28 protein-coding genes are annotated in these 24,464 nt (G+C 40.9%); 16 read left to right on the top strand and 12 right to left on the bottom strand.

Features of this window, described 5'->3' with window-relative positions:
* Nucleotides 1-28: 28 nt before the first annotated feature.
* On the top strand, nt 29-1,111 hold the full coding sequence (locus ATS75_RS13580) for a trypsin-like peptidase domain-containing protein (RefSeq protein WP_058560959.1): 1,083 nt from the start codon (nt 29-31) through the stop codon (nt 1,109-1,111).
* Nucleotides 1,112-1,148: 37 nt separating this feature from the next.
* On the opposite strand, the gene murA is transcribed toward ATS75_RS13580, so the two are convergent.
* The 7 genes from murA to ATS75_RS13545 are packed head-to-tail and all read right to left on the bottom strand — an operon-like array spanning nt 1,149 to nt 5,802.
* A complete protein-coding gene (murA, locus tag ATS75_RS13575; RefSeq protein ID WP_058560958.1) occupies nt 1,149-2,408 on the bottom strand; it encodes a UDP-N-acetylglucosamine 1-carboxyvinyltransferase in 1,260 nt (419 codons plus the stop codon).
* Between the two features lie 13 nt (nt 2,409-2,421).
* Nucleotides 2,422-2,679 (bottom strand): BolA family protein, encoded by a 258-nt coding sequence (locus ATS75_RS13570; protein WP_058560957.1) that lies wholly within the window; start codon nt 2,677-2,679, stop codon nt 2,422-2,424.
* 5 nt (nt 2,680-2,684) lie between these two features.
* The gene (locus ATS75_RS13565; protein ID WP_058560956.1) at nt 2,685-2,978 is read right to left on the bottom strand and encodes a lipid asymmetry maintenance protein MlaB; all 294 of its coding nucleotides are present in this window, start codon (nt 2,976-2,978) and stop codon (nt 2,685-2,687) included.
* The gene (locus ATS75_RS13560) at nt 2,971-3,651 is read right to left on the bottom strand and encodes a phospholipid-binding protein MlaC (protein WP_058560955.1); all 681 of its coding nucleotides are present in this window, start codon (nt 3,649-3,651) and stop codon (nt 2,971-2,973) included. Before ATS75_RS13560 ends, ATS75_RS13565 begins: the two co-directional genes overlap by 8 nt.
* Nucleotides 3,652-3,656: 5 nt before the next feature.
* A complete protein-coding gene (gene mlaD, locus ATS75_RS13555) occupies nt 3,657-4,205 on the bottom strand; it encodes an outer membrane lipid asymmetry maintenance protein MlaD (protein ID WP_058560954.1) in 549 nt (182 codons plus the stop codon).
* 14 nt (nt 4,206-4,219) lie between these two features.
* Nucleotides 4,220-4,999, bottom strand: coding sequence for a lipid asymmetry maintenance ABC transporter permease subunit MlaE (gene mlaE, locus ATS75_RS13550; RefSeq protein WP_058560953.1), 780 nt, complete (start codon nt 4,997-4,999; stop codon nt 4,220-4,222).
* Nucleotides 4,999-5,802 (bottom strand): ATP-binding cassette domain-containing protein, encoded by an 804-nt coding sequence (locus tag ATS75_RS13545; RefSeq protein WP_201020967.1) that lies wholly within the window; start codon nt 5,800-5,802, stop codon nt 4,999-5,001. The genes mlaE and ATS75_RS13545 overlap by 1 nt, the downstream gene beginning before the upstream one ends.
* 268 nt (nt 5,803-6,070) lie before the next feature.
* Between ATS75_RS13545 and ATS75_RS13540 the strand changes: the two genes are divergently transcribed.
* From ATS75_RS13540 to ATS75_RS13480, 13 genes are all read left to right on the top strand, one after another.
* Nucleotides 6,071-7,042, top strand: a complete 972-nt coding sequence (locus ATS75_RS13540; protein WP_058560951.1) for a calcium/sodium antiporter — start codon at nt 6,071-6,073, stop codon at nt 7,040-7,042.
* 22 nt (nt 7,043-7,064) lie between these two features.
* On the top strand, nt 7,065-8,036 hold the full coding sequence (locus ATS75_RS13535) for a KpsF/GutQ family sugar-phosphate isomerase (protein WP_058560950.1): 972 nt from the start codon (nt 7,065-7,067) through the stop codon (nt 8,034-8,036).
* Nucleotides 8,037-8,588, top strand: coding sequence for a 3-deoxy-manno-octulosonate-8-phosphatase KdsC (gene kdsC / locus ATS75_RS13530; protein WP_058560949.1), 552 nt, complete (start codon nt 8,037-8,039; stop codon nt 8,586-8,588).
* A complete protein-coding gene (gene lptC, locus ATS75_RS13525; RefSeq protein ID WP_058560948.1) occupies nt 8,585-9,139 on the top strand; it encodes an LPS export ABC transporter periplasmic protein LptC in 555 nt (184 codons plus the stop codon). Before kdsC ends, lptC begins: the two co-directional genes overlap by 4 nt.
* Entirely contained in the window at nt 9,129-9,662 is a 534-nt protein-coding gene (gene lptA, locus ATS75_RS13520; RefSeq protein WP_058560947.1) for a lipopolysaccharide transport periplasmic protein LptA, read from the top strand. The genes lptC and lptA overlap by 11 nt, the downstream gene beginning before the upstream one ends.
* Nucleotides 9,659-10,384, top strand: coding sequence for an LPS export ABC transporter ATP-binding protein (lptB, locus tag ATS75_RS13515; protein WP_058560946.1), 726 nt, complete (start codon nt 9,659-9,661; stop codon nt 10,382-10,384). Before lptA ends, lptB begins: the two co-directional genes overlap by 4 nt.
* A gap of 68 nt (nt 10,385-10,452) precedes the next feature.
* Entirely contained in the window at nt 10,453-11,949 is a 1,497-nt protein-coding gene (locus tag ATS75_RS13510) for an RNA polymerase factor sigma-54 (protein ID WP_058560945.1), read from the top strand.
* Nucleotides 11,950-11,977: 28 nt separating this feature from the next.
* Nucleotides 11,978-12,265 carry a ribosome hibernation promoting factor gene (gene hpf / locus ATS75_RS13505; protein ID WP_058560944.1) on the top strand — a complete coding sequence of 96 codons (288 nt, stop codon included), beginning with the start codon at nt 11,978-11,980 and terminating at the stop codon, nt 12,263-12,265.
* 4 nt (nt 12,266-12,269) lie between these two features.
* Nucleotides 12,270-12,722 (top strand): PTS IIA-like nitrogen regulatory protein PtsN, encoded by a 453-nt coding sequence (gene ptsN / locus ATS75_RS13500; protein ID WP_058560943.1) that lies wholly within the window; start codon nt 12,270-12,272, stop codon nt 12,720-12,722.
* A 20-nt stretch (nt 12,723-12,742) separates the two neighbouring features.
* Nucleotides 12,743-13,585, top strand: a complete 843-nt coding sequence (rapZ, locus tag ATS75_RS13495) for an RNase adapter RapZ (RefSeq protein ID WP_058560942.1) — start codon at nt 12,743-12,745, stop codon at nt 13,583-13,585.
* A gap of 22 nt (nt 13,586-13,607) precedes the next feature.
* Nucleotides 13,608-13,880, top strand: a complete 273-nt coding sequence (locus tag ATS75_RS13490; protein ID WP_058560941.1) for an HPr family phosphocarrier protein — start codon at nt 13,608-13,610, stop codon at nt 13,878-13,880.
* 106 nt (nt 13,881-13,986) lie between these two features.
* Nucleotides 13,987-15,345 (top strand): magnesium transporter, encoded by a 1,359-nt coding sequence (gene mgtE, locus ATS75_RS13485; RefSeq protein WP_058560940.1) that lies wholly within the window; start codon nt 13,987-13,989, stop codon nt 15,343-15,345.
* A gap of 497 nt (nt 15,346-15,842) precedes the next feature.
* A complete protein-coding gene (locus ATS75_RS13480) occupies nt 15,843-16,499 on the top strand; it encodes a LiaF domain-containing protein (RefSeq protein ID WP_058560939.1) in 657 nt (218 codons plus the stop codon).
* 28 nt (nt 16,500-16,527) lie between these two features.
* Here the strand turns inward: ATS75_RS13480 and ATS75_RS13475 are convergent, their stop codons facing one another.
* The gene (locus ATS75_RS13475; RefSeq protein WP_058560938.1) at nt 16,528-16,944 is read right to left on the bottom strand and encodes a VOC family protein; all 417 of its coding nucleotides are present in this window, start codon (nt 16,942-16,944) and stop codon (nt 16,528-16,530) included.
* Between the two features lie 145 nt (nt 16,945-17,089).
* On the bottom strand, nt 17,090-18,439 hold the full coding sequence (pmbA, locus tag ATS75_RS13470; RefSeq protein WP_058560937.1) for a metalloprotease PmbA: 1,350 nt from the start codon (nt 18,437-18,439) through the stop codon (nt 17,090-17,092).
* Between the two features lie 134 nt (nt 18,440-18,573).
* Here pmbA and yjgA point away from each other — a divergent pair, with 134 nt between their 5' ends.
* On the top strand, nt 18,574-19,098 hold the full coding sequence (gene yjgA, locus ATS75_RS13465; RefSeq protein WP_058560936.1) for a ribosome biogenesis factor YjgA: 525 nt from the start codon (nt 18,574-18,576) through the stop codon (nt 19,096-19,098).
* Nucleotides 19,099-19,173: 75 nt separating this feature from the next.
* Here yjgA and ATS75_RS13460 read toward each other — a convergent pair whose 3' ends face one another.
* Both ATS75_RS13460 and ATS75_RS13455 read right to left on the bottom strand, forming a co-directional pair.
* Nucleotides 19,174-21,099, bottom strand: coding sequence for a methyl-accepting chemotaxis protein (locus tag ATS75_RS13460; protein ID WP_058560935.1), 1,926 nt, complete (start codon nt 21,097-21,099; stop codon nt 19,174-19,176).
* Nucleotides 21,100-21,489: 390 nt separating this feature from the next.
* Nucleotides 21,490-22,179 (bottom strand): hypothetical protein, encoded by a 690-nt coding sequence (locus ATS75_RS13455; RefSeq protein ID WP_152996226.1) that lies wholly within the window; start codon nt 22,177-22,179, stop codon nt 21,490-21,492.
* A 229-nt stretch (nt 22,180-22,408) separates the two neighbouring features.
* On the opposite strand from ATS75_RS13455, the gene ATS75_RS13450 reads away from it, so the two are divergent.
* Nucleotides 22,409-23,548, top strand: a complete 1,140-nt coding sequence (locus ATS75_RS13450) for a helix-turn-helix domain-containing protein (protein ID WP_058560933.1) — start codon at nt 22,409-22,411, stop codon at nt 23,546-23,548.
* A 110-nt stretch (nt 23,549-23,658) separates the two neighbouring features.
* Here the strand turns inward: ATS75_RS13450 and ATS75_RS13445 are convergent, their stop codons facing one another.
* Nucleotides 23,659-24,414, bottom strand: coding sequence for a class I SAM-dependent methyltransferase (locus tag ATS75_RS13445; RefSeq protein ID WP_058560932.1), 756 nt, complete (start codon nt 24,412-24,414; stop codon nt 23,659-23,661).
* Nucleotides 24,415-24,464: the final 50 nt, after the last annotated feature.

The raw sequence follows: 24,464 nt of genomic DNA, 5'->3' as shown, positions 1-24,464 counted from the left end.
GGGATTGCCTCCTAATAATAAGAATACCGTGCTGAAATTTTTTAAATTTGTACTTCCTCCTTTATTTGCCGGTCTCGGTATCGCTTTCTTGGTGGTATTTTTTAGTCCGACTATGCGAGCAAGCCTTTTACCGAATGTTGCTCTTCCCAGTGCCATAACAAGTCAACATTTGAGCTTTTCTGATGCAGTAGAGCGCGCAGGCCCCTCCGTTGTCACCATTTTTTCTGAAAGCATCTCAACCCAGCCCCGATATAAGCGACAAAATACAGTGCAAGAACTTGGCTCGGGAGTCATCATGTCGAGTGATGGTTACATACTAACTAACTATCATGTGATCAATAACGCAGATCAAATAATGGTGATCCTCACTGATGGCCGCCGCTTTTTTGATGTGCAACTTATTGGCTTTGACACAATTACTGATTTGGCGTTATTAAAAATTAATGCTGAGCACTTACCTGTTATTCCTGTGAATAATAACTTTAACCCACGTGTAGGTGATGTCGTACTTGCGATAGGAAATCCACTCAATTTAGGGCAAACAATTACACAGGGTATTATCAGCGCAACAGGAAAACAAAAAATCACTGACAGCCCATTTAATAGCTTGTTGCAAATGGATGCTGCTATTAATGTAGGCAACTCAGGCGGCGCGTTAGTCAATTCTAAAGGTGATTTGGTGGGTATAACATCGGCACAGTTTAAAACACGTGAAAATTTGGATATTCAAGGTATTTTCTTCGCTGTGCCTTATTCTTTAGCAAAAGAAGTGATGGATAAGTTAATCCGCCATGGCCGTGTTGTAAGAGGTTATTTAGGCTTCACTGGCACTGCTGTTGATAGTACTGGGAAAGAAGTCAGCGACAATTATACGCCTGTTGCCGGGCTTCGTATAACAAGCCTAGATCCTTTTGGTCCTGCATGGCAGGCTGGTATAAAAGAGCAGGATATAATCGTTAAGATTGCAGGTAAAGATGTTAGTAACCCACAACATACACTCACGTTAATAGGTAACTCAGAGCCTGGTAACGAGATTGAATTTCAGCTTTATCGAAGTGGGGAGATTTTAAAAGTGATGGTCAAAGTGGCCGAACTTGAAACTGAATTATAAACCAAGGGCCTATGGCTAGGCCCTTGGTTTTGCCGATTTACGCGTTTTTCCGCTTGATATTGGCACCTAAAGCACTGAGTTTATCTTCTATACGTTGGTAACCACGGTCAACATGATAGATACGATCGACAATGGTTTCACCTTTAGCGACGATTCCCGTTAAAATCAAGCTCGCAGAAGCACGCAAATCTGTTGCCATCACTTGCGCACCACTTAAGCTTTCAGTCTCACCACAAATTGCAGTGTTTCCTTCTAAACGAATATTAGCACCCATACGTTGTAATTCAGGGACATGCATAAAACGGTTTTCAAAAATCGTTTCAGTGATGGTTGCACTGCCATTAGCCACAACATTAAGTGCTGTGAATTGCGCCTGCATATCAGTGGGAAAACCCGGATGTGGCATGGTTTTGATATTCACCGCTTTTAATTCACGGTTACGCATATCCAAATAAATGCTGTTACCCGTAACATCAACGAGCGCATTAGCTGCGCGAAGCTTTTCAATTACTGGCTCAAGGCTGTGAAAATCTGTAGATTTACATAACACCTCTCCCCCAGCCATGGCTGCAGCCACTAAAAAAGTTCCCGTTTCAATGCGATCAGGTAAAATACGGTGTTCACAACCATGCAGTTTTTCTACGCCTTCGACTTCAATACGACTCGTACCCACACCTGAGATTTTCGCGCCCATCGCTGTTAAACAAGCGGCTAAATCAGCGATTTCTGGCTCACGTGCAGCGTTTTCTAACACCGTTTTACCATCTGCCAAAGTGGCTGCCATTAACAGGTTTTCTGTTGCGCCAACACTGACCATTTCCATGAAAATCTCAGCGCCTTTCAAACGACCTTCAACACTTGCGTTAATATAGCCATTTTCAACTTTAATGGTTGCGCCCATGCGCTCAAGACCTTGAATATGAATATCTACAGGGCGTGCACCGATTGCACAACCACCAGGAAGCGAGACTTGGGCTTCACCAAAACGAGCAATAAGAGGCCCTAACGCTAAAACGGATGCACGCATCTGCTTTACAAGCTCATAAGGCGCAAGTGTTTTATTTACCGTTGCACCGTCAATAATTAACTGTTCATTTTGCCATTGAACTTGTGCACCCAGCGTCTTTAATAGCGCTTCTGTTGTGCCAATATCACGTAAACGAGGAACATTATTGAAGGTACTTTTTCCATCAGCCAACAACGCAGCAAAAAGAATAGGTAAAGCGGCATTTTTTGCGCCAGAAATGGTTACTTCACCAGCTAAGCCAGTGCCACCTTGAATTACAAATTGATCCATTAGGAGGCCTTAACTATTGCGGTAAGATAAATTTTTGTTCACGCTTCCACTCTGTTGGTGTAAATGCACGAATAGACACTGCGTGAATTGTACCGTCAGAAATAGTATTCATTAGTGGGCCATACACTAACTGCTGTTTTTTAACACGGCTTAAGCCATCAAAACAATCACCCACAGCAACCACTTCATAATGGCTACCATTGGCCTTAACATGTACTTCTGTTAATTGTAATTCGTCGCGTAATAATGTTTCGACATCGCTAGTTTGCATAACTCTCACTCAAATAAGGTTGTAACCTGCCCCAGCTGCATTAAATTTTGTAGCTGCTCAGGAATATTTTGCAATTCAAGGCGAATACCTTGTTGCTTTAATTCTGCGAAAGAGTGAATTAACCAAGCTAAGCCCGCTGTGTCAACCCTAGATACCTCAGAAAGGTCAAAATACCATGTTTTATGGTTACTTTGTGAGTGTTTATTAAGAAGTCGTTCAGCTGGAATTGAATTTCGAGTCAGTTCACCACTGATTCGAAATTCATGATCCGTTAATTGAGTAACGTTCACTTTACTCATTACCACCGTCACCTCTAAACTGGACAGGTAACTGGCTTTTTTGCTTAAGCAAGTTGCTTACATGTTCAATACCTTGCTGACGAAGAATACCTTGAAGTTCACTTTGCTTTGCATCAAGTAAACTTATACCTTCTGCCACCATATCGTATGCACGCCATTCACCACTCCTATCTTCACGGACTTTAAAGTCAATTTTGATATCAGGTTTACCAGGGTCAACAATTTTAGTTTTGACCAGCACAACATCTTGTCCGACAAACTCTCGGCTAGGAGCAAATTCCACCTGCTGATTAGTGTATTGGGTAAATACACCCGCATACGTAGCAATTAAGTACTCTTGAAAAACATCAATAAACACTCGGATGTCTTCGATGGCTTGTTTTTGCTCTGCTGGGTCTTTAATAGCCCGAACTTTAGAAACATGGCTACCCAACACCCGCAGCGCAGCGTATTTGTAATCAATATAAGGCATTAACTCTTCGGTAACAATTACGCGTAAATGTTCTTTATCTTTTTCAATCAGTGGCTGATCACGCGTAATACGCTGAAAGGTATTATCTGATACTTGACGCACCATTTTATATGGGTCTTTTAAATTGACCTGTTCTGTATTTGCGTTTGCACTGGTTGCGATAAAAACAAACGCGACTAAAGCTAAAAGTTTTTTAAACATAATAATTACTCGCCACCTTGATTGAATAAGAACTGCCCAATTAATTCTTCAAGCACTAGTGCAGACTTGGTATCCGTAATAAAGTCACCATCATTTAATGCTTTACTCTCGACACCAAACAACTCGTCCAGCCCTAAATCGCCATCATTACTTGTTACTTCAAGACCTAAACACGCTTGTTCAGCTGATTTAGGCGCAATGACGGGGTTAATCCCTAAATATTGTTCACCTAAGATACCTGATGTTAAAATAGACACTGAGCTAGTATCAGAAAAACGACACTGGTATTGCGCATCAATAGTCATATCAACCACTGGCAAAAACTCTTGAGGATGGATAGAGATTGCTTCAACACGGCCAACAACTACGCCCCCAACCTTGATTGGCGCTCGTGCTTTTAATGACCCAATATTATCAAATTTAGCCTTCAATAAATAAGTATCACCATTACCACTAATGCCAGCGTTAGCCACTTTTAGCGCTAACATAGCAAATGCTGCAATTCCTAAAGCAACAAAAAAACCAACTAAAATTTCTAATTTCCGTGAATTCATTATCTATACCTTTATTAGCTGGTAAACATTACCGCTGTCAAAATAAAATCAAACCCTAAAACAGCCAGAGATGAGTGCACAACGGTCTCTGTTGTTGCTTTACTGATGCCTTCCGATGTCGGCACACAGTCATACCCTTTGTAAAGTGCAATCCACGTTACAACGATGGCAAATACGAAACTCTTAATCATGCCATTTAAAATATCTTGCTGGAACGATACTTGAGATTGCATGATTGACCAAAAACTACCAGTATCAACCCCAAGCCAATCAACCCCCACAAGATGAGCACCAATGATAGCGACAGCTGAAAATATCAAAGCAAGTATCGGCATACTAATAAAACCGGCCCAAAATCGAGGTGCTATAATACGTTTTAGTGGATCTATAGCCATCATTTCTAAGCTTGAAAGCTGTTCAGTTGCTTTCATTAAACCAATTTCGGCGGTCAGGGCACTCCCTGCTCGACCAGCAAATAGAAGAGCGGTTACTACAGGACCTAGCTCTCTGAGTAAACTTAGCGCAACTAATGGCCCAAGGCTATCTTCTGCACCATAGCCCACCAATACGGTATACCCTTGCAACGCGAGTACCATACCGATAAATAAGCCTGATACCATAATGATCAGCAAAGATTGCGAACCCACCATATATAACTGACGCACAAGCAGTGGGGTTCCCTTACGAAAATTTGGTAAGTTCCACAACGCGCCAATTAACATTTGTGTAGAGCGCCCTAGCGCAGCAAATCGGCCAAATGTTTTCTGACCTAGCTTTTGTAACATATCTAACATTAGCTAAGCACTCCGAGTAACTCATCATTATAAGGTTCTGCTGGAAAGTGAAATGGCACAGGCCCATCAGAAAGTCCTTTTAAGAACTGTTGAACTAATGGCGATTCATGGTTACGCATTTGCTCGGGAGAACCGCAACCAATAACGCCCTGATCAGCGATAATAATCACGTGATCAGCAATACTCATTACTTCCGTTACATCATGCGTCACAATTAGCGAAGATAATCCGAGCACCTGATTGAGTGACTTAATTAATTTAACCAGAACCCCCATTGAAATAGGATCTTGCCCTGCAAATGGTTCATCATACATAATGAGTTCGGGATCTAGTGCTATTGAACGTGCTAATGCAGCACGCCGAGCCATACCGCCAGATAGTTCCGAAGGCATTAAGTCTTGCGCCCCCCGTAATCCAACGGCTTGCAGTTTCATTAATACAACAAGACGAATTAAATCTTCACTAAGACGAGTATGTTCTCTAAGTGGAAAGGCAATATTGTCAAACACTGACATATCGGTAAATAATGCGCCACTTTGGAATAACATGCTCATTTTTGTACGCGCTGCATAGAGTTCCTTGCGCGTCATCGCGGGGATATTATCACCTTCAAATAAAATAGTGCCGCTATCAGGTTTTAATTGACCACCAATTAAACGCAGCATGGTCGTTTTACCAATGCCGCTAGGCCCCATAATGGCAGTGATTTTACCTTTAGGAACGCTGAAGCTCATATTTTTGTATATGCTTCTGTCGCCCCTTGAAAAGCTTACATCCTTGACTTCTACTATTGGTTGCGACAAGTCGCTCTCCGTTATCATTTTCACTACTTTCCCTATTTTAAAGCTTTTTACCCTCAGATGGAAAAAACAAATCGTAAAATTTTGTAATATTCTATGACATAACAACCTAAGTGGTGCTAATTCAGGTTAGCATAATAACTAACGTTGTATTTTTATTCATACTAATAACGTTTTGCTAACAAGTTGACCTGATTCTTTTATTTATACTTTCAAGCTGGCTTTTGATATTATTTAACTCAATCTGATATTAAGTAATTGGCGTAGTGTAATGGTGACTTCTTTTGTCATTTTGGTTCTTGGATTTGCTGGGCTTGTTTGGAGCGCAGATCGCTTTGTTTATGGCGCAGCTGCGCTGGCAAAAAACTTTGGCGTACCGACATTAATTGTTGGTTTGACGGTTGTTGCTATGGGATCTTCTGCTCCTGAAATGATGGTCTCTGCGTCAGCCGCCCTAGCGGGTAAAACAGACACAGCTGTAGGCAATGCTGTTGGTTCAAATATCACTAACATTTTGCTAGTGCTCGGCCTCACAGCTCTTCTTCGCCCTCTTCTAGTGTCATCCACAACGCTTAAACGTGAAATGCCACTTGTATTAATCGTTTCTTTGGGTGCATGGTATGTTTTTTCTGATAACTATTTCTCATTTGCCGAAGGTATCGCATTATTAATTGCGTTTATCATATTTATCGTCGGACTGATCATCATTTCTATTCGTGCAAAAAACCAAGCTGATGACCCCTTTGTTAATGAAGCGTGTGAAGACGTGCCAGATAACGTGCCAACTAAAACAGCTTTGTTTTGGCTCGTAATAGGTATGGTATTGCTACCATTGAGTTCACATTTTCTCGTTGGTTCAGCTGTTGATATCGCAAAGTATTTTGGCTTGAGCGACCTTGTTATTGGTTTAACAATTATTGCCATTGGCACAAGCTTACCTGAATTAGCAGCCTGTATTGCTGGAGTGTTAAAAAACGAGGATGACCTTGCACTAGGTAATATTGTTGGTTCAAACATATTTAATTTATTAGCCGTTTTGCCTTTAGCAGGTATTATAAACCCATCAATTATAGATCCATCTGCCGCAAATCGTGATGCACTCATTATGATTGGAGCAACTATCGCGCTTATCGCTATGTCTATTAGCATCAGAGGCACTCAGCGCATAAACAGAATGGAAGGTGGTATACTACTCACTGCATTCATAGCATATCAAGGCTATATTTTTAGCCAAGTAGCTTAAAGCCAATTAAAACGGATAACATATGACGCAGTTAGATTTTATCGAACAAGGTAAGAAAGTACTCAAGATTGAGCGCCAAGCCCTTGATGATATTATTCAGTATTTGGATGATAACTTTAATCATGCATGTCAATTAATGTTCCAATGCCAAGGAAGAGTCGTTGTTGTTGGTATGGGTAAGTCTGGCCACATTGGTAATAAAATTGCCGCAACACTTGCAAGCACAGGCACTCCCGCATTTTTTGTTCACCCAGGCGAAGCAAGCCATGGCGATTTAGGGATGATCACGCAAAATGATGTCGTTATGCTTATATCAAACTCCGGCGAAACCAGCGAAGTACTCAATATTATTCCCGTAATCAAGCGCATCGGGGCTAAAATGGTTGCTATGACAGGAAACCAAACCTCTTCGATGGCAAAATGGGCGGATGCACATGTCTGTATAAAAGTGTCACAAGAAGCTTGCCCGCTTGGGTTAGCCCCTACAGCAAGCACCACAGCCACACTTGCGATGGGCGATGCCATTGCTGTCGCTTTACTTGAAACAAGAGGCTTTACCGCGGATGACTTTGCACTGTCTCACCCAGGTGGAAGTCTTGGTAAACGTTTATTATTGTGTTTAAAAGACTTAATGCACGATGGTGATGCAACACCTATCATTAGAGATACTCAGCGCATAAAAGATGCCTTAATTGAAATGTCAGCCAAAGGGCTGGGTATGACCGCTATTGTTAATGATACAGGGCAATTAACAGGACTTTTTACAGATGGTGATTTGCGAAGAATTTTAGAGCAGCGCATTGATATCCACAATACGCTTATCTGTGATGTTATGACTCGCTCTTGTACTACAGCAACAGCCGATATGCTTGCTGCTGAAGCGCTCAATATCATGGAACGTAAACGAATAAATGGCCTTATTGTTATCGATGATAACCAATGCCCCGTTGGCGCGCTTAATATGCAAGACTTGCTAAAAGCAGGAGTTTTATAAATGCAGTTTGCTGATTTATACCAATCATTGAGCCAAGATGCTCAAACAAGAGCAAAAAAGATAAAGTTACTAATATGCGATATCGATGGTGTTTTTTCTGATGGCCGTATTTACCTTGGCAATCAAGGTGAAGAGCTAAAAGCCTTTAACACTAAAGATGGTTTTGGTATTAAAGCATTAATAAATAGCGGTATTGAGGTGGCAGTCATTACAGGTCGCCATTCACATATTGTTCAGCAGCGTATGACTAGTCTCACTGTTAAATATATTTACCAAGGCCAAGAAAATAAGTTGCAAGCCTATCAAGAGTTAAAAGATTCGCTGGCTTTAACTGATGATGAAATTGCTTACATCGGTGATGATGGCCCTGATTTACCTGTAATGGAACAGGTTGGTTTTGCTGTTGCAGTAAATGATGCCCACCCGTTGATAAAACGAATCGCGCATTATACTACGCTTTTACCCGGTGGTTTTGGGGCTGTAAGGGAGCTTACCGATTTATTGATGCTTGAAAATGGCGTATCGCTCACCACTGACGGTAGTAGCTCATGAATAGTGCGCGTTTAATTTTAAGCGTACTCTTTATTGGCTGCATGGTTTGGCTTTGGTACCCCTACTTAAATCAAACACCCACTGAAACAATGATTAAAGATGATATTATTGCTGAACCCGATTACACAGCTGTAGCCTTAAAACAAACGGCCTTTGATGCTCAGGGTAAAATTAGTCACAAAGTAACAGCAGCAAAAATGGAGCTATACCAACAGCTTGGGTTTACTTATTTTGAAAAGCCCATTTTTACACTATACAATCAACAAAAAACGTGGCAGATCAATGCAAATGAAGCCACTTTGTATGAAAATAAACAGTTAATTTTAGAAGGTGATGTCGTCGCGAAAAATTTGACTGATAACGCCATGATTGAACATATTAATGCTAATAACATTCACGTTGATATCGAGCTACAAACAATGGGCTCCGAGCAACCAGTTGAATTAATTGGCCCAAATTTGAAAATTACTGGGCGCGGGCTACAAGCCGATTTAAAAGCCGAAGTAATAGAACTAATCAACCATACGCGAACCATATATTATGACCAATAAACTTGCACAGTTGCTTGTAATCCCAAGCCTATTCGTTGCTTACTCAAGCATTGCGCAAAGTGACCTGCCCGCTGCAAACCAAGTATCTATTAGTGCAGATAAACAACAAGCACAGCTGAAATCTAACGTCGGTATTTTCGAATCAAATGTTGAAATTATTCATGGCGCACGCCGTATTACGGCTGACCGTTTAGAAGTGCACAAACGCGATAAACTCGGTGAGAATAAACAACTGCTCATAGCAACAGGTAACCCTGCTTACTTTGAAGAAAGACAAGCTGATGGCTCAATTATGAGCGCAAGCGCAAACGAAGTCCGCTATGACGTTGCCGAGCGCTATTTAACTTTAATCGGCAATGCCCAAGTCACACAGGCGGGTCAAAAAATTAATGCAAAAAGCATCTCATACGATATGCAGCAGCAATTAATTAGTGCGCAAAAAGATGAAGATTCAGATGATCGCGTCCATACAATTTTGGTGCCTGTTGAAAATAAAAAAACAAAGTCAAAAGGTCAGCCATGAGTGTATTAAAAGCTGAATTTTTAGCAAAAAGCTACAAAGGCCGCCAAGTTGTAAAAAGTGTAGGACTGGAAGTGAGTGCAGGCAGCATCGTTGGGCTACTCGGCCCAAATGGGGCTGGTAAAACAACAACTTTCTATATGATTGTCGGCTTAGTGCCCAGCGATAAAGGCAAAATCAGCATTGATGATAACGACATTACGTTACTGCCTATGCATAGTCGCGCGCGATTAGGTATTGGTTATTTACCCCAAGAGTCGTCTATTTTTCGTAAGTTAACTGTTTATCAAAACTTGATGGCAATTTTAGAAACACGAAGAGAGTTGAATAAACAAAGCAGAGAGCAAGCCTTAGATGGCCTGCTTGATGAATTTAGCATACAGCATATTCGTGATAGCCAAGGTATGGCTTTATCTGGTGGCGAACGCCGCCGTGTTGAAATTGCACGCGCATTAGCCGCAAACCCTAAGTTTATTCTATTAGATGAGCCTTTTGCTGGTGTTGATCCAATTTCGGTGTTAGATATAAAGAAGATCATTGAACACCTTAAAAACCGAGGTATCGGGGTGTTAATCACTGATCATAATGTACGAGAAACCCTTGATGTTTGTGAAAAAGCCTACATTGTTTCTCATGGCGAGTTGATTGCTTCAGGCACTCCTGAACATGTACTTGCCGACCAAACAGTACGCGATGTTTATCTGGGTGAGCAATTTAGGCTATAAACCAACACTCAGCGAACTATCTGCTAAACTTAACTCTGACTACATAATAAAAGGATTGTTAAAGATACATGAGGCAATCACTCCAGCTGCGCATGGGCCAGCAATTGACAATGACACCTCAGTTGCAGCAAGCGATTCGTTTGTTGCAACTAAGTACATTGGATCTCCAACAAGAAATTCAAGAAGCACTCGATAGTAATCCTTTACTTGAAGTAGAAGAGCATGAATTTAGTGATGAAACTGCAGGCAAAAATGAGCAAAAACAAGACACCGATGATGTAACTGTTAGCGCTTCAGCAGATGAAACACCGAGTGAGTACGAACAAGAAAGCAGTGAAGCACTCAATAAAGAAACTGTCAGCGATGAAATGGCCATGGATGTAACATGGGACGAATATATGAGCGCTGCGCCTTCTAGCTCATCGGGTCCGATGCCTGAAGACGAATCTATATACCAAGGTGCTTCTACGGAAACACTCCATGAATATATCATGTGGCAGCTGCAATTAACGCCATTTAGCCCAACTGACGAAGCGATAGCCATTGCGATTGTTGAAGCGATTGATGAATCGGGTATTTTAACACTGAGCTGCGAAGACATTGTTGAAAGCTTAAATAAAGATAATAACGAAGAAGAAATAGAACTTGATGAAGTTCAGGCTGTTTTAAAGCGAATTCAATTATTTGACCCAATAGGGATTGCCGCGCGCAGCTTACAAGAGTGTTTATGTATACAACTCAACCAATTTGACCCTGCAACACCTTGGCTTGCAGAAACGAAAATGATTCTAACAGAGTATATCGATCTTTTAGCGAGTCGCGACTATCGCACTTTGATGAAAAAGACTAAGCTTAAAGAAGATGAATTAAAAGAAGTCATGACACTGATACACAGCCTGAATCCAAAGCCCGCAGATACAATTGTGCGCGAAGAATCAGAGTATGTTATCCCAGATGTCTCAGTGAAAAAGGTTAAAGGCCGCTGGATGGTGGAGTTAAACCCAGACAGCATGCCCAAAATTAGAGTGAACAGCCAATATGCTGCAATGTCTCGGTCAGTAAAATCGAGCAGCGACAGTCAGTTTATCCGTTCACATCTGCAAGAAGCGAAATGGTTTATTAAGAGCTTGGAAAGCCGTAATGAAACATTGCTCAAAGTCACTAATTGCATTGTAAAACAACAGCAAGGTTTTTTTGAACACGGCCCTGAAGCTATGCGCCCAATGGTACTTAATGACGTAGCTGAAATGGTAGAGATGCATGAGTCAACAATTTCACGTGTAACGACTCAGAAATATATGCATACGCCGCGTGGTATTTTTGAGTTAAAGTATTTTTTCTCAAGCCATGTAAGTACCGAAAATGGCGGAGAGTGCTCTTCTACAGCTATTCGCGCATTAATCAAGAAGCTAATTAGTGCAGAAAACTCAGCGAAACCATTGAGTGATAGTAAAATTGCAGATATATTGGCTGAGCAAGGTATCAAAGTAGCTAGACGCACAATTGCAAAATATCGTGAGTCGCTAGCTATTCCACCGTCAAATCAAAGAAAGAGTTTGATTTAAGGCGTAAAAACAAAGAAGGAAAATGCTTATGCAAATTAATTTAACTGGTCGCCACGTAGAGATTACCGATTCACTTAGAGACTATGTATACAATAAGTTTGCGAAGCTTGAAAGGCACTTTGATAGTATTAACAATGTACATGTGATTCTTGACGTAGAAAAATTAAGTCAAAAAGCAGAAGCCACAATACATGTTAGCGGTGCTGATTTATTTGCTTCCACAGAACATCAAGATATGTATGCTGCGATTGACGGACTGATTGATAAATTAGACCGCCAAGTAATCAAACACAAAGAGAAGCACGCTCGACACTAATACTATGAAATTAAGTTCACTTACTTCTGAGGACTGCAGTAAAGCTGCGGTCCTTTTTAATAGCAAAAAACGAATTTTAGAATTTATTAGCCAATTGGCTCATGAAAAGCTACCTCACCTTACACAGCAAGAGATACTGAACGCATTACTAAATAGGGAAAAGCTTGGTAGCACGGGCATTGGTAGAGGCATAGCGATTCCACACGGTCGTATGAGTGGCGCAGAATCTCCTCTAGCACTAATATTAGTAAGTGAAACGCCAATTAACTTTGATGCTATTGATAATCGCCCTGTAGATATTTTTGTTGCACTCATTGTACCTGATGGCGACTGCCAACTTCATTTGAAGACGTTGGCTACAATTGCTGATAAACTTAACGATAAAGAGTTTTGTAAACAACTACGTAGCGCAAAAACAGACCACGATTTATATCAAGTTATTGTTGAGCAGTCTTAAGAAAGCAAAGGAGAGGTTACATGGAGTTGATCATTATCAGTGGGCGTTCTGGTTCAGGTAAATCAGTCGCACTTCGAGTTTTAGAGGATCTTGGCTATTATTGTGTTGATAATATTCCAGTCAATTTACTCCCCTCATTGGTACGTAGTGTCTCAGAAAACTACGATAAGATTGCTGTTAGCATTGATGTGCGTAACTTACCCAAAGAACAAGAAGAGTTTAATGACATCCTTGAGTACTTGCCTGGCTTTGCAAACCCAACCTTGTTTTACCTCGACAGTGATGATCAAACGCTTATTAAGCGCTTTTCTGAGACGAGGCGGTTGCATCCTCTTTCAATAGACTGCTTACCGCTTGATTTAGCAATTAAACAAGAAAAAGTATTACTTGATGTGCTCATCACACGTGCAGACTTTATTTTAGACACGACTGAATTGAGTGTACATCAATTGGCAGAGTCGATTAGAGAAAAAATATTAGGTAAAAAAGATAAAACTCTGATCATTACATTTCAATCTTTTGGCTTTAAACACGGCATCCCCAAGCAAGCTGATTACGTATTTGATGCCCGCTTTTTACCAAACCCACATTGGGAACCTGAGTTAAAGCCGCTTACAGGTTTAGACCAGCCTGTAAAAGATTATTTGGCAAGTCACAGCATAGTGCAAAAATTCACGTGGCAGATACAAACTTTTGTGCAAACTTGGCTCCCACATTTAGAGCGAAACAACCGCAGCTACTTAACAATTGCAATTGGCTGTACTGGAGGCCAACATCGCTCAGTGTATTTAGCACAAACAATAGGTGAAAGTTTTGCAATGAGCCATAACAACGTAAAAATTCGCCATCGCGAACAAGATTAACTCCTAACAAGTGAAGTTGACTATGCGTTCAGAAGGTACATTTTTAATTAAAAATAAATTAGGCTTGCATGCCAGAGCCGCAACGGTTTTAGCTCAACTTGCCATAAAGTTTGATGCAACGATCACGCTTTTCCAAGATGAAAAACAAGCTGCGGGTGACAGCGTATTAGGTCTCATGCTACTTGAAAGCAGCCAAGGTAAAGAAGTTAAAGTTGTGTGCGAAGGCCCCGATGCAGAGCCGGCCCTAGCTTCTATTGGAGAGCTGATAGAGCAACGCTTTCACGAGCATGAATAGTGCGTGGTCAGTCACCTAAAAGTGCGTTAGACTATTCCCGTATGTAAACACTGTAATATTATTAGTTTAAACCTACCCTTAAAACATTCACGATGTAAGGATGCTAATGCCAGAAGCTTTTGAACAAGATTATCCACTACAACAACTAAAACAGGTGACTAAGTCACTCAACAGTGGTCAATTTGTTCAAGTAAGGCGCATGCTGGCAAAAACAGCGCCATGTGATACTGCACTTCTCCTTGAATCTTCACCTCATAAGATACGTACTCTTCTATGGCAACTCGTTGACCCTGATGTCAGAGGCGATGTTTTAGAAGAATTATCAGAAGATGTGCGTCTGGGTATCATAGCTCAAATGGAGCCAGAGCATATTGCTGCGGCTACCGAGGACATGAGCCATGATGATTTAGGTGAAGTGTTACGTAGCCTACCAGAGACCGTCTACCAAGACGTTGTTGGTGCTATGGATAGCCAAGACAGAGAGCGTGCGACACAAGCCCTCTCATACCAAGAGCGTTCTGCTGGCGCACTGATGAACACCGATACAGTGACAATACGCCCTGATGTCACTATTGATGTTGTATTACGCTATTTGCGATTACGTGGTGAACTACCTGAAGGAACAGATGACTTATACGTTGTAGATAAACACAACTGCTTTTTAGGCGCAATGTCACTCACCACCTTATTGACCAATCCACCTGATAAAATTATCCGTGATTTAATGGATGAAGATTGTGAGTCTATTTCTATTGCAATGGATGAAAGTGAAGTCGCTCAGCTATTCGAACGCCATAACTGGATTTCGGCACCTGTGGTTGATGATAATGATCACTTGTTAGGGCGGATCACAATCGATGATATCGTTGACGTCATTCGTGAAGATGCAGAGCATAGCTTACTGAGCCTAGCAGGTCTTGATGATGAAGAAGACACCTTTGCTCCCGTATTAAAAAGCTCTAAAAAGCGTTCAATCTGGTTGGGTGTAAATTTACTGACTGCATTGTTAGCTGCAATTGTGGCCAGTTTTTTTGAAAACACCCTTGCTATCCTACCTATACTGGCCGTACTAAATGGTATTGTGCCATCAATGGGTGGAGTCGCTGGTAGCCAAACATTAACATTGGTTATCCGTGGTATCGCTGTAGGGCATATAAATCAGACGAACCAACGATTCTTATTATTAAAAGAGCTAGCAATCGGTGCTATTAATGGCATGGTGTGGTCTATTTTAATTGCTGGTGTTGTTGCACTGTGGCAATGGGACTTTAAGCTCGGTGGTGTATTAGCATTTGCAATGTTTATGAATTTAGTTGCTGCAGGTATTGCCGGGGCAAGTATTCCTCTGCTATTGAAAAAAATGAAGATAGATCCAGCATTAGCAGGCAGTGTTGTGTTAACAACAGTGACAGACATTGTGGGAATTTTTGCCTTTTTAGGCACTGCGACGTGGCTACTAGTTTAATAATTTAGGTATTAGCACCTTTGCTGAGCTTATAAATGTATATTTATAAGTGTGTACTTATGAGTCGAGAGACACCACCTAGCCACCTCACTACTACCTATTATAAAAACGCAATATCGCTTACTAATGCTCCTACTCTTAATTGATATTATATTAGAAAACTCGGTAATGCAGGGCATTCGTCTGTCATACCAATTCGCTTAATTAAGCGATCTACTTTGAGGCAAAAAAACCTTGTCTATAACATGGCAAAATTTGAAGAGAAGAAAGTTTTACCCATTTATAGGCGTGGCAATAAATTACATACACCTCGGTAATTTATCCTAACCTGCGTCGATTTAACCATTTAATTGCTATATTTATTAATCTATCGTTAATATTGCGATAGTTAAAAATATAAAAAACATAAGCTATTGATTTTATTAACCTTGAATTTTGGCCTAAGCTTTGCTTATTTAACTATCTATATCGAAAGTATCTGCTGAAAAGGAACGACCATGCCAGTTAAAATTGAAGATCGCCCTGTTGAACAAGTCCGTGAGCAAGTTATCGACCAATTAATCTATAATTACAGCCACGGCGTTATCTCTGCAGAGGCTTTTGAGCGCCGCTTAGATGAAGCGATGGCTACAACAGACAACACTGCCTTACTCGAATTAGTAAGCGACCTTGAATTAACAACAGACACACAATACCAAAGTGAAAAACGCGCACAGTTTACGCCAAATTACAGTAGCCAAAATCACAGTGAAACTCTTCACTTGAGAAGTATTATGGGCTCAAATGAACGAAGCGGACAATGGGTGGTGCCAAAGGAAATTCATCTTACTAATTTATTAGGCTCTATTGAGCTGGACTTCACAGACGCTATATTCCAACATCAGCATATTACGCTGCATGTTAATTGCTTATTGGGCAGTGATGAGATTTATGTGCCAGAACATGTCAATGTGGTATCAAAAATGTTTAGTGTTGTCGGCAGCGTAGAAAACAAATCGGTATCACTTAATAAATTACACGGCCCAACAATTACCATTGAAGGTAAAGTGATCCTTGGCTCGGTAGAAATTAAAGTAAAACGTACGATAAAAGAAAAATTTGTTTCATTTGCCAACAACCTGAAAGCGAGTTGGAAAGATATGAATAAATATTAAAAGGTGCTAAGCGTTAGCACCGCCCTTTTTATAAATCATTATTACGTTGTGCAGGTATGTCACTGAAGTATTGAACAAATTCAATCTCAAAGCCTGCAGGATCGACAAAATACACATTTTTACGAAACGGGTTATCAGCGCCCAGTTTATCGACCTTGTAACCTGCTTGCTCTAAGCGTTGTGTCACAGCTTCAATGTTCTGAGTTACATAGGCAAAGTGTGCTAATCCTACTTGATGGCCTGAAAGATCTCTATTTTTTTGCTCTCCGTTATCGCTTAAAGCGAGATATTGATAGTCATCACCAAAGTGTAGCCACTGGCGAGGCTTACCATGCCAGTTACTCTGCCCCTTACTTCTTATACGCCAATGGGGAAACGCGGCTTGGTAAAAATGTAGCATCGCTTCAACATCATCAACAACCAAATTCACATGCTCTAGATACATAATAAAACGCCTTTATTTAAGTAATTAAAGCCATCATAAAACCTTAACTTAAGTTGAGGTAAAGACCTTATTTATTAAAAACCAGCAATAAAAAACGCGGTATACACCGCGTTAAGTATGAGTAGAGTTAAAACAGAATAAGCATTTAGCTACCTGCTATTTGCATTTCTTCAATCAATACAGAACCTGTTTGAATCCCGCCACGGCGTTCTATATCACCACCTAAACCTACAATTGCTTTAAACATATCCTGCAATTTTCCGGCAATGGTAATTTCGCTAACAGGGTATTGTATTTCACCATTTTCAACCCAAAAACCTGCGGCACCGCGAGAGTAATCACCTGTGACTGTGTTAACACCTTGACCCATTAATTCAGTGACCAATAAGCCTGTGCCCATCGTTTTCAATAACTCAGTTAAATCCTGGTGAGTTTTTTCAACTAGCCAGTTATGAATGCCACCAGCATGCCCTGTCGGTACCATGTTCATCTTGCGAGCTGCATAGCTGGCTAATAAATAAGTTTGTAATTCACCACCTTGAATAATTTCACGGTCAATGGTCTTTACACCTTCGCTGTCAAAAGGCGTAGACGCTAAACCTTTTAACAGATGTGGGCGCTCTGAGACATTTACACAATCACTAAATACTTGTGTGCCAAGGCTATCCATTAAAAAGCTTGATTTACGGTATAAAGCACCACCACCAATGGCTGACACCAAGTGACCAAATAAAGAATTAGCAATATCAGCTCTGAAAATCACAGGCACCTTCATGGTACCCAGCTTTTGGCTGTTTAATTTTGCTAAAGTTTCAGTTGCAGCTTCAAGTCCTACGGCCGCGGCATCTTTTAAGCCACTTTGCTCACGAGAAACCGTATAAGCTGAATCGCGTTGCATTTGTTCACCATCTTTACCAATAACCATGGTGCTTATGCTGTGGCGCGTGCGTGGGTAGCCTGCTATTAAGCCATGGCTATTGCCATAAACTCGCAAACCTTGGTGAGATGAAAAACTTGCGCCGTCTGAATTAACAATGCGCTCATCGGCATTGAGTGCAGCTTGCTCCGCACTATGGCAAAGCTCAATACCCTGCTCCGGGCTAACATCCCAAGGGTGGTATAAATCAAGATCCAACGGCGCAAACTCTAATAGCGCTTTATCTGCGACACCATTGTGTGGATCATCTGACGTAAACTTTGCAATATCTATGGCTTTTTCAACAACAGTCCGTAACGTTTTAGGGTTTAAATCAGCCGTTGAAGCAGATCCTTTATGATTACCCACGTACACACTAATACCTAAACCGCCATCTTGGTTAAATTCGATCGTTTCAACTTCACCCATACGCGTACTTACAGATAAACCTGACGTACTCGACATGGCCGCTTCAGCACCGGTAGCACCGAGTTTTTTTGCGTGTTCTAACACTTCTGCTACGGCATCTTTTACTTGAGAAATTTGTGTATAAATAGGATCTTGCTGTTGGCTTTTCATGTTATTGGTCCTGAGCGTGTATCACTTACAATATAGTTAAATGCTAACACACCCAGTGCATTGCATCAGCTAATATTAATCATTAAAAGAATCGCGTATAATGAGGTTAGTTAACGACATTATATGAGCACCTCATGGCGAAGAAAAAAGGCAACCCTGCTGAAATTGAAGAAGAAATTATTTACGTATCCAAAAGTGAGCTTAAGCGAGATGCGCAAGAGTTTCATCAACTAGGCTCTGATATTGCCAAAATGGGGAAAAAACAGCGCGAGCGCTTGCCTCTTAATGACGATTTAAAAGCAGCGATGGTGGTGGCAGACAAAATTAGTAACAAAAGTGATGCGTATCGTCGCCACTTAAATTACATCGCAAAAACGTTACGTACAGTTGAAAACATCGATGAAATAAAAGCAATTATCGACATTATGCTGAACAAAAATAACCAAGCGGAAGTCATGATCAAAAAAATCGAGCAATTACGCAGCGATTTGATCGAGCAAGGTGATGATTTAATCAATCAAACGATTGAAGAATACCCATCACTTGAACGCCAAAAAATGCGCCAGCTAGTGCGCAATGCAGCGAAAGAAGTGAAAGCTGAAAAACCAGCACGTGGCTATAAAGAGTTATTTCAATACCTAAAAGATAGCATGATGTAATCAGCGCCTAGCGCGTTTGTATTGCTTATCACTAATAGGCTTAAACGCTGTGTTTAAGCCTATTTTGGTTCTTAATTACAAACCTAAATTATCTTTAATATTTTTCATTTGTTGCTGTAATCGATCATGTATTTCTTCAACCAAGTGACTTGATTCACTCACCTGTCCCTTCATGTCTTGCATAGACTGACTAAAGTTTTCGAGCAACCTATTTTGCTGCTTTGCAAGCTCCATTGCCTCAAAAGCAACCTTGTTGGCATCTTGAGCATTATTAGCCACACCTTCAGAGTTACGTTTAAGCTCTTGTGCGTTATTAGTTTGTGATTGGGCATCATCCGCTAATGCTGAAATTTGAGTAGATACCATACTGGAGTTTTCGCTCAGTAAATTAAGCTGCTCGTTTATATCACTTAATGATCCCTGAGTTTGGCGCGCAAGTTTACGCACCTCGTCTGCCACAACCGCAAAACCTCGTCCATGTTCTCCGGCTCGTGCAGACTCAATCGCCGCATTCAAAGCCAGTAGATTAGTCTGCTCTGCAATTGTACGTATCACTTCTATCACTTGGCCAACATCCTGCACACCACTAAGTAACTCTTGTAAGCTCTTAAGACCGCCTTCAACACGCGTTTGCGTATTTGAGCTCGCGCCTAACATGCTTTGTGCAAATCCCAAGCTTTGCTCCATCGCTGAAAAGGTTTGCTTAGCGTTATCAGCAACTTGACTATTAATGTCGTTAACTTGCTCACCAATTTGCTGTATGTCATGCAGCAATGCTTGATTTTGCTCTACTTGTTGATGGCTACCATGTGTTTGCTGACTAATTGTATTTAGGTTATCACTCATCTCCTGCATAAAATCATTAATGACCTTAAGCATTTGCGCTCGCTCTTGTGCTTCTAATCGCTGGCGCTCAATTAATTGGTTAAAGTAAGTAGCGATTTCACCCACTTCAGTTTCTGAGTTTTTACTCTCAATATTTTTAAGCTCGTTTGACTCAATTAAAAATGCAAAACCATCACGCAACTGCCTTAATGGCGCAAGAATTTGTTTGCGCTGAACAATATAAACGCCGATTGCTAAAATCACCAGCATGCTTATAGCGATTGAACAAACCAAAAATATATGTTTTTTTAATGTCGCCTGTTCAACTTTTAATTGTTTCTCGGCGTTAATAACCGTCTCTGAAAGCAAAGCAGTTTGTTCACGTAATGACTCAATGCCAGCTTGGCGCTGCTCAGTTTGCTCTAAAGTACTTGATAAATCTCGCGGGTATCTGTTTGGCCAGCTGCTTATTTCTGCTTTTATTTCCTCTGCTAAATCTTCAGCTTCAACACCAAAAAACAGTTCATCTTCATCAACCTCACTCATCACACCCAAGTTATCTAGGTTATTAATCTGCTGTGCTATGCGATTTAAATTGGCTACGCTTTGAAGCAAGCTATCTTTAGTGTCTTGATCAAAGCTAATAATTAATTGATAAGTAAATAATGAAAGCGATGCAACTTCGCTATAGTAGTCACTAGCAAGCACATAATATTCCTCGCTATGAGTCCCCGCTTGATTTGCTTTATTGGCATAATTAATCAATGAAGAAGCAGAACCTGCCATTTGGCGCAAAGCGTTATCTAAAAGAGCCGTCTCATTGCCCGATAATTTGCCTAATGCCCGGTATTTACCATTAATATCTTGGTCAAGCTGAGTAAGCAAAGCTGCTAGCTGTTTCTCTAAGTGGCTGGGTAATATGTTAAGATCATTATTCTGCACCTCACTGATCAGCTCAGACGCTTTTGTAAGGTACAAACTATCACCTTTAGCCAGATAGTCTTCAATTACCCCTTCCAGATCGAGCAGAATTTTATTCTTTAATTGGCTATAAGATTGATCTTGTTGTTCAAGCTTTATCAGGGTTTGGCTAGCCCAAAATAATGTAGCCGATAAAAGTATACTTGCAGAGGCAAGTAACACGGCTAAGAGGCGGGTAAATGAAGATACGCGCATAAGTTTCCCCTTTGGGTTAATCACGCACGTAGATTATTAATTATTTATGACAGTTTAATGAAAACCTAACATGAAATTATCACATGACAAAAATAGCTAAACTAAAAGCATGATAAACATAGTTTGCAATTAACAAATAGCTTACGAACAATGTAAAGTCACACAGCGACATAAAATGAAACTATACTCTGGCATCGCGTTTGTACATGTATGTGTTTGGACTTACCAACTTAAGGCTGTCGTTGGTAAATAGCTATCGTTAGTGAGTTTAAGTATTTACAGAGTATTAGAGCAGCCATTTTTATAGTCTTTCCATAATATAAAGGTTATTTTTGCTGTACTGTTGCTGCAACGCAACAGTCGGTAGCACACTTTAATCTGGGAATCGCTTCACTGCGTTCTCTCAGCACGGCTTTTTAGTAAGGCACACCCCATCCAAACAAACCATACTATCTGGCTTAAGCCGAATGCATCTTTCAACTCTGGCACTGACTGAAACAGCGTGAGCACACCTAAAGCACCAACAACAAGCCCTAGTAAATGTAACCCTTTTGCTAATTGTGCTGCTTTTAGGCCATGAATACTAATAAGCAATACCCATATACCACCGACCAACTCAATTCCCCCGCCTAAACCATTAACCACGGTGGTATAAACATAAAACAAGGTATCCGCATGTGAGCTCCCTTTGGCAAACAACAAAACCATCGTGTTCATACCAACGAGTGCAACCATACCTGAGCCGAACATAAACACGACCCAAATAAAGCCAAATGCGCTTGCGGCGTTTAGAAGATGAGATGATAATACGTTGAGACGTGCATGCGTTGCCTGTACTGCAATAAATAAGAAACCTCCGAATACGAGATAACCAAAAATATTCGCGAGACTAAGTAAGGATTGTTGTGATTCAATATACGCAATTTTATCACTTACAGACGCAGTTTGAGGAATTGAAAGCGCAACGCCATAAATTAAAAACATAACGATGTAGCACATCGGCATGGCAAAAAAAGCGCTCGCGCCCCACCGCATGTGTATATGGTTCGAGGTCTTTTGATCACTTATGTTGTGATTCATGATAAACGGTTCCTTAATATTAAACTGTGTAATTAATGCGTCCATACTAACGAATAAAGTGTCTTCAATCGTCTTTCCTACATAACTCGGACATTTTTTGCTGCTAACGCGCTTATAATACTGTCCGAATGCATTACAACAATTAGTGATGAAGTGAGTTGGGTATTCGCACAATGTGGCGAAGACAAAATACGGCGACGTTGAGCAATAAAAAATAGGAATTGATTGAATGACTGAAATTTTCTTATCAACAATGGCAATGGCGGTCGCAAGTTTTACGCTGATATTAATGCCGATGCAAACGCCTTCACCATCAAAAAAACCGTTGATCCTTATACTGTTATGTTTAGGACTGCTTTCTACTGGCCCTATTATTTCTGCTTTTTTGCCTTGGCTTACTCAGCTGTACATCAGTGTGTTGCCTTTGTTGTTCTTCTTATTATTGCCCAGTCTGTGGTTTTATCACGAAGCATTGATAGCAGAGCATCAATGGCAGTGGACGCCAGCTATGTGGAAGCATCTTTTCCCGCTGCTATTCGCTGGCGCTCTGGGGGGGGCTCTTTTCCTTTTACCAAAACCATCCTTTAACGCCATGTTTTTCTCAGAGCAGAGCCATGACGACACTTATATTCATCTACTTTCCGGTACATTTTTTGCCACGGTGATATTTTGGTGCGTGCTCAGCTGGTGCTACGTTGTCATGATGCTAAAGCGAACGGTCAAATACAGAAATAAGTTGAAGAATGTATTTTCAAATGATCAAGGGAAGAGCCTAAGCTGGTTTAGTGGTGTTTCCTTACTTATCGCCTTTTCCTGGGTATATGCGCTAGCAGTATTGCTGCTTGATAATCGGTTACAGTTTATCGGCGTGTCTGAGAACGGCGCATTGGTAATGCTTGTCACCATTGTCTGGGTAATGTGTGCCAATGGGTTACAACAACGCCCAGGCTTTGAAGACAACCCACCACCAACAGACGTTAAAAGCCAACAACAACCAACAAAAGCATACGAACGCTCAGCATTAACTAACCATGACTTATCAGTGATTTCAGAAAAGCTAACCCGTGCTATAAATGATGATAAGGCACACCTTGATCCTGAGTTAACGCTGGCAAAACTCTCTGCAATAGCAAAAGAGCCCTCGCAATATATATCACAAACATTATCACAGCACTTGGGTACAACATTTTTTGATTTTATCAATGATGCAAGAATAGAGAGTGCCAACCACATGCTTACAGATACCAATCAATCGGTACTTGATATCGCGATGGCGACCGGGTTTAACTCGCGCTCTTCTTTTTACAAAGCGTTCAAAAAATTTAATGGCTTAACGCCAAGTCAGTACAGAAAAGCGCAGAAAGTATGATTCTCTCAGTGTAGTGTCTCGTTACAGTGACTTATTTTCACCGCTCAATCTATGTCAAAGTATGGTGTCAGTGACATGAACGAATAAGCCACATTAATCCTATAAAGCGATTAGACCATGGCCGCTTTAACATACACATCAAAGCGATTCTTCTTGGTTTTGATTTGCATACTGGGTGCTTTGTCATTTAGAAATGGCGCATAATCAGGCCGTTTAACCACAACCCGTTTACTCGCAAGCGGGTAAGCAAAATCTAATAAGTTATCCGCATCGGTATCGGCCCCTACAAGATCTTGAAATACACGCATCTCTTTTTTTACTAATGCTGACTTTTCACGATGAGGAAACATAGGATCAAGATACACAACATCAGGAACGCTCGCACACTGTGCCAGCAACGTATGGCTAGAGCCAAATACCAAGCTCATGTTTTCCTTCATCCAAGGGCCTATTTCAATGTCATTATAGGCTCGCTGTAAACCATCATAGAGTAACGCAGCAACAACAGGGTGACGTTCATGGAGAATCACTTTACAGCCCAAAGAAGCTAAGACAAATCCATCTCGACCTAAGCCTGCGGTAGCATCTAACACAACGGGAGTTGCCCCTTTGTTTAATCCCACCGCTTTTGCGATTGATTGTCCTTTACCACCACCAAACTTACGTCTATGAGCAGCAGCGCCTGTCACAAAATCAACAGAAATTGCACCTAGCTTTGGTTCATCGGTTTTATATAAGCTCAACCCTTTTTCATCATAACGCAGCGCAAACCCAGTCTGTTGAGCAGCCCAGCTATCCAGCCCAAAGCGTTGCTCTAACTCGTTAAGATATGTACGCATTTCTTTAAAAGAACACTGAATAACCAAAATAAAACTCCGACCGTAAGTAGCGTGCGAAGTATATCAATTGCCACAGC

The organism is Pseudoalteromonas sp. H105 (genome assembly GCF_001469215.1).
Taxonomy (GTDB): domain Bacteria; phylum Pseudomonadota; class Gammaproteobacteria; order Enterobacterales; family Alteromonadaceae; genus Pseudoalteromonas.
This window is presented reverse-complemented; position numbering and strand designations above follow the sequence as displayed.

What these genes read in the sequence shown, in the direction of transcription:
- kdsC (WP_058560949.1), top strand. Translation starts at nt 8,037, where the DNA reads ATGCAGTTTGCTGATTTATACCAATCATTGAGCCAAGATGCTCAAACA.
- yjgA (WP_058560936.1), top strand. Translation starts at nt 18,574, where the DNA reads ATGGCGAAGAAAAAAGGCAACCCTGCTGAAATTGAAGAAGAAATTATT.
- ATS75_RS13455 (WP_152996226.1), bottom strand. Translation starts at nt 22,179, where the DNA reads ATGAATCACAACATAAGTGATCAAAAGACCTCGAACCATATACACATG.
- ATS75_RS13490 (WP_058560941.1), top strand. Translation starts at nt 13,608, where the DNA reads ATGCGTTCAGAAGGTACATTTTTAATTAAAAATAAATTAGGCTTGCAT.
- mlaD (WP_058560954.1), bottom strand. Translation starts at nt 4,205, where the DNA reads ATGAATTCACGGAAATTAGAAATTTTAGTTGGTTTTTTTGTTGCTTTA.
- mlaE (WP_058560953.1), bottom strand. Translation starts at nt 4,999, where the DNA reads ATGTTAGATATGTTACAAAAGCTAGGTCAGAAAACATTTGGCCGATTT.
- pmbA (WP_058560937.1), bottom strand. Translation starts at nt 18,439, where the DNA reads ATGAAAAGCCAACAGCAAGATCCTATTTATACACAAATTTCTCAAGTA.
- ATS75_RS13480 (WP_058560939.1), top strand. Translation starts at nt 15,843, where the DNA reads ATGCCAGTTAAAATTGAAGATCGCCCTGTTGAACAAGTCCGTGAGCAA.
- ATS75_RS13460 (WP_058560935.1), bottom strand. Translation starts at nt 21,099, where the DNA reads ATGCGCGTATCTTCATTTACCCGCCTCTTAGCCGTGTTACTTGCCTCT.
- ATS75_RS13535 (WP_058560950.1), top strand. Translation starts at nt 7,065, where the DNA reads ATGACGCAGTTAGATTTTATCGAACAAGGTAAGAAAGTACTCAAGATT.
- ATS75_RS13510 (WP_058560945.1), top strand. Translation starts at nt 10,453, where the DNA reads ATGAGGCAATCACTCCAGCTGCGCATGGGCCAGCAATTGACAATGACA.
- hpf (WP_058560944.1), top strand. Translation starts at nt 11,978, where the DNA reads ATGCAAATTAATTTAACTGGTCGCCACGTAGAGATTACCGATTCACTT.
- ATS75_RS13475 (WP_058560938.1), bottom strand. Translation starts at nt 16,944, where the DNA reads ATGTATCTAGAGCATGTGAATTTGGTTGTTGATGATGTTGAAGCGATG.
- lptB (WP_058560946.1), top strand. Translation starts at nt 9,659, where the DNA reads ATGAGTGTATTAAAAGCTGAATTTTTAGCAAAAAGCTACAAAGGCCGC.
- murA (WP_058560958.1), bottom strand. Translation starts at nt 2,408, where the DNA reads ATGGATCAATTTGTAATTCAAGGTGGCACTGGCTTAGCTGGTGAAGTA.
- ATS75_RS13560 (WP_058560955.1), bottom strand. Translation starts at nt 3,651, where the DNA reads ATGTTTAAAAAACTTTTAGCTTTAGTCGCGTTTGTTTTTATCGCAACC.
- ATS75_RS13570 (WP_058560957.1), bottom strand. Translation starts at nt 2,679, where the DNA reads ATGCAAACTAGCGATGTCGAAACATTATTACGCGACGAATTACAATTA.
- lptA (WP_058560947.1), top strand. Translation starts at nt 9,129, where the DNA reads ATGACCAATAAACTTGCACAGTTGCTTGTAATCCCAAGCCTATTCGTT.
- rapZ (WP_058560942.1), top strand. Translation starts at nt 12,743, where the DNA reads ATGGAGTTGATCATTATCAGTGGGCGTTCTGGTTCAGGTAAATCAGTC.
- ATS75_RS13540 (WP_058560951.1), top strand. Translation starts at nt 6,071, where the DNA reads ATGGTGACTTCTTTTGTCATTTTGGTTCTTGGATTTGCTGGGCTTGTT.
- mgtE (WP_058560940.1), top strand. Translation starts at nt 13,987, where the DNA reads ATGCCAGAAGCTTTTGAACAAGATTATCCACTACAACAACTAAAACAG.
- ptsN (WP_058560943.1), top strand. Translation starts at nt 12,270, where the DNA reads ATGAAATTAAGTTCACTTACTTCTGAGGACTGCAGTAAAGCTGCGGTC.
- ATS75_RS13565 (WP_058560956.1), bottom strand. Translation starts at nt 2,978, where the DNA reads ATGAGTAAAGTGAACGTTACTCAATTAACGGATCATGAATTTCGAATC.
- lptC (WP_058560948.1), top strand. Translation starts at nt 8,585, where the DNA reads ATGAATAGTGCGCGTTTAATTTTAAGCGTACTCTTTATTGGCTGCATG.
- ATS75_RS13450 (WP_058560933.1), top strand. Translation starts at nt 22,409, where the DNA reads ATGACTGAAATTTTCTTATCAACAATGGCAATGGCGGTCGCAAGTTTT.